This window comes from Terriglobus sp. YAF25 (assembly GCF_052113305.1).
Classification (GTDB): Bacteria; Acidobacteriota; Terriglobia; order Terriglobales; family Acidobacteriaceae; genus Terriglobus.
Window position 1 is genome coordinate 1 of record NZ_JBFRCY010000692.1, and the last position, 3,132, is coordinate 3,132.

The window sequence follows — 3,132 nt, forward strand, 5'->3', positions numbered from 1 at the left end:
TCTTTATTCTTCTGCTTCGAGGCCGTCTTGTTGCCCTCGTGCACAACCACACCGTTCTGATTAATGATGACACGTGTGCCGTTCGCGTCTCTGATATCTATTCCTGCCGGAGGAACCGGAGGCTCGGGCTTTTCCATCGTGATCTTCGGCGGCGCCGGCGGTGTAGCCGGAATCGGCGGAAGCGTATTGCGGTTGATGGAGATATCGCTCTCAGAGTTGAGGATGCGAATCTGCTTGCCACCGCCATTGATAGAACCTGAGAGCATGTGACGATCGCCGCTCGAGTTCCGGTCCAACGGAAGGTCAGTATCGGTCGATCCGTTCTTCGTCTCCGCGGAGATCGTGTAGCCGGCCTTCTCCGGCACTGTAAGCTTCACATCGCCGCTTCGATTGGTCACCGTAACATTGCCAACGGGCTGCGCAACCCCAATCTCGACCGTGCCATTCTTGTTCGTCACCGTCACGTCGCCTGCAACGCGGTTCATGACGATGTCACGGCTGCGCGTATTCAGAACGACGGGACCCAACACATCCTCCACCGTCATGTCGTGATCCGGGTCGATATCGACGTGACCGTCCAGGCGGACGAAGCGGAACTCGGTGCGGCTGGTGCGCAGTTGGAACGGCCCCTGGACACGCTCGATGCGTCCCGCACCGAAGAAGTCTCCATTCATCTGCACCGGACCATTCACATCAGAGATGCTAAGCTCGTCGATCTTGCCTTCAATATTGAGTGAACCCGTCAGAGAATGTGCATTCAGCGACGAATCGTTGTTGTTGATATGCACGTTCGAGGTTCCGGTAATGGCCGAGATATCGACGTTGCCATGGTTGGCCGTCAGATTCACCGGAGCCTTCAGATTGCGGACATGCAGCTCACCATGATTCGCGGTTGCGGTCACAACGGCCGTGGCCGGAACCGTAATCTCAAGGTCGAGCTTGCATCCCTTCTCTGCCGCGATATTCACCACCACGCTGTTGCCGCTGGCGGAAATATTGGGATCGATCGCCTTCGCCTTGCGCTCAGCCTGGGAGTCGCTGTCGGAGTAAACCTCTTTGTGACCGGTAATGTGCAGCTTGCCGTCGTCGCTGGTACCGGCAATCGTCAGGTCGCCCCGCGGGTTGTCTACGGTTAGAGTTCCACCGTCTGGAAATGTCTGCTCGACCGGCGTGAGATCGCTCTCATGCTTGTCGCCCGTAAACTCATCCCAGTTATCACCACTGACATGGAAGCTGCGGGCAACCCATCCGTTGACGCGGCGCGAGTCCGTATAGGCGAAGCTGACAAACGCCAGCAGGATCACCAGAAAGACCACGCCGCCTACACTGCGCCGCACCGGCGGAGCATCGCCGGCCCGGAAGTAGCGATCCACAGCCCACTCGGCCAGCATCAGCACACCGATCGCAATCAGCACCAGCGGCCAGAAATGTCCATACCAGTTCCAGAACTGATTCGCTGCAATGCGTCCCGTCTGGATCAGTAGAAAAACAATGCCGATGGCCACCAGGAGCAGGGGGCCAACGATGGAGCCCCGGCGATACTGCCGCATCTGCCAGCGCATCTGTTCACGCTGCAACCGGGCCTGGGCCCGCCATGCATCCCGCTGCGCCTTTGCCTGATCGCGGGCAATACGCTGCTGCTGACGCCACTGCTCACGTTGAAAACGAGGATCGATTGGAGGAATCGTAGCCATGCTCTTACCTGGCCTCTCCTTCGTGATCCACAGACTCCGTACCCGAAGAAGGCACGGTGGGGGGCCCTGTTGGAGCCGCTGCCGTCGTACCTGGAGCAGCAGGCTGCGTGTAGTACTGCGCGGCCGCAGCGTCAGAGTAGGCGGCGCGTTCGGCAATCGCCAGCAGACCGACAACGATCAGAAAGATCGGCCAGCTATGTCCCCAGGTCAGCACGTGCACCTGATTCAGGAAGAAGAGCACGCCCACCAGAATGATCCATACCGAGCCGCGGAACGCACGCAGCACCCGCAGGCGATATCCCAGGCTGCCGTCGTCACCCAGCGTCAGGCCGCTCTCCGTCATCTTACGGAGGAAGATCCAGATACCGAACCCGATGATGAGGAATGGCCAGAGATAGTTCATGCTCATCCCGCCGAGAATCCCGGAGCTGCCGATCAGGAAGATCACACCCAGGCCGATCAGCCAGATCGCTCCGGTGGGGAAACGATTGACCGGAGCAGGCTGCCAGTTCGGGTCATACGCAGGAGTGGCGGGAGGCACCGGAGGTACCGGAGGCACGCTGTAGTTCGCGGCGGGCGGTGTGTAGGGGGAGCTGCTCCAACCGGCGGGAGGCGGCGGTGGCGCCACAGGTTCCGGAGATGGCGGCGGAACGGGGCCGGCCGGTCCGGTGGCGTGATTCGCAGGCCAGGTCTTTCCAAAACCGAACTTCTCGCCTACATCGTTCAAGCCGAAGGGATCGGGCAACGGTGTGCCCTCACGACCGGCCCGCTGGAAACCGGCGGGACGGCGGTGTAGGCCGTGCCGCCTGAGACTGGCTGCCATCCGGCACCCGCAGGTGGCGGGGGAACGGCGCCGCTCAGCTTGGCCGCCAGGCAGGGCTCACAGAAGACAGCCGAGCCGACGGTACGTGTGCACTCCTGGCAGAGCGGTTTGCCGCAGTTCTGGCAAAACGCCACGTTTTCACGATCGTTATGGTTGGCGCACATCATACCGTGCCTCTTTCCGTTTTACCGCCCGCGCGGACGGCGTTGGCTACTACACCATGGAAGTCGTACTGCAAAACTTTTGGATCGATATGGTTCGGCTCAATCAGGTTGAGCTCGACCTGGGCCGTCAGCACATAGCTCGGATGAATGCTTTCTTTCCGGCTCGATCCGTTGCGCGGCCGCTTCTCTTCGTTCTTCTGCTGCTGATTCTGTTGCTGATTCTTCGGCTGGGCGTTCTTCTGGTTCTGGTTATTGCTGTTACCCGCCGGTGCATCGTCGTTACGCCGCAATTCACCCAGGCGTGACTCCAACTCATAGACCACTCGCAGGTTGTCGTAATAGCGCACCACACGCGCGTTGGTCTGGTAGAGGGTTCGCTTCAAGTTGCTGGGCTTCAGATCGCTTGCCTTGATATCCGTAATGCGGATACCGACCAGGTTCATCGTGAGGG

At 60.0% G+C, this 3,132-nt stretch carries 4 protein-coding genes; all 4 read right to left on the bottom strand.

Going from position 1 to position 3,132, the window contains the following annotated elements:
- Positions 1 to 1,694 (bottom strand): DUF4097 family beta strand repeat-containing protein (locus tag AB4043_RS22420; RefSeq protein WP_442308144.1); only part of this gene is annotated, 1,694 nt, incomplete at its 3' end.
- 4 nt (positions 1,695 to 1,698) lie between these two features.
- The gene (locus tag AB4043_RS22425; protein ID WP_442308145.1) at positions 1,699 to 2,517 is read right to left on the bottom strand and encodes a LiaF transmembrane domain-containing protein; all 819 of its coding nucleotides are present in this window, start codon (positions 2,515 to 2,517) and stop codon (positions 1,699 to 1,701) included.
- Positions 2,418 to 2,684, bottom strand: a complete 267-nt coding sequence (locus AB4043_RS22430) for a B-box zinc finger protein (protein WP_442308146.1) — start codon at positions 2,682 to 2,684, stop codon at positions 2,418 to 2,420. The genes AB4043_RS22425 and AB4043_RS22430 overlap by 100 nt, the downstream gene beginning before the upstream one ends.
- The coding region (locus AB4043_RS22435; protein ID WP_442308147.1) for a hypothetical protein at positions 2,681 to 3,132 on the bottom strand (452 nt) is incomplete at its 5' end. The genes AB4043_RS22435 and AB4043_RS22430, both read right to left, overlap by 4 nt.

Excerpts from the sequence above, each read along its gene's own strand:
- AB4043_RS22425 (WP_442308145.1), bottom strand. The coding sequence starts at position 2,517 with ATGGCAGCCAGTCTCAGGCGGCACGGCCTACACCGCCGTCCCGCCGGT.
- AB4043_RS22430 (WP_442308146.1), bottom strand. The coding sequence starts at position 2,684 with ATGATGTGCGCCAACCATAACGATCGTGAAAACGTGGCGTTTTGCCAG.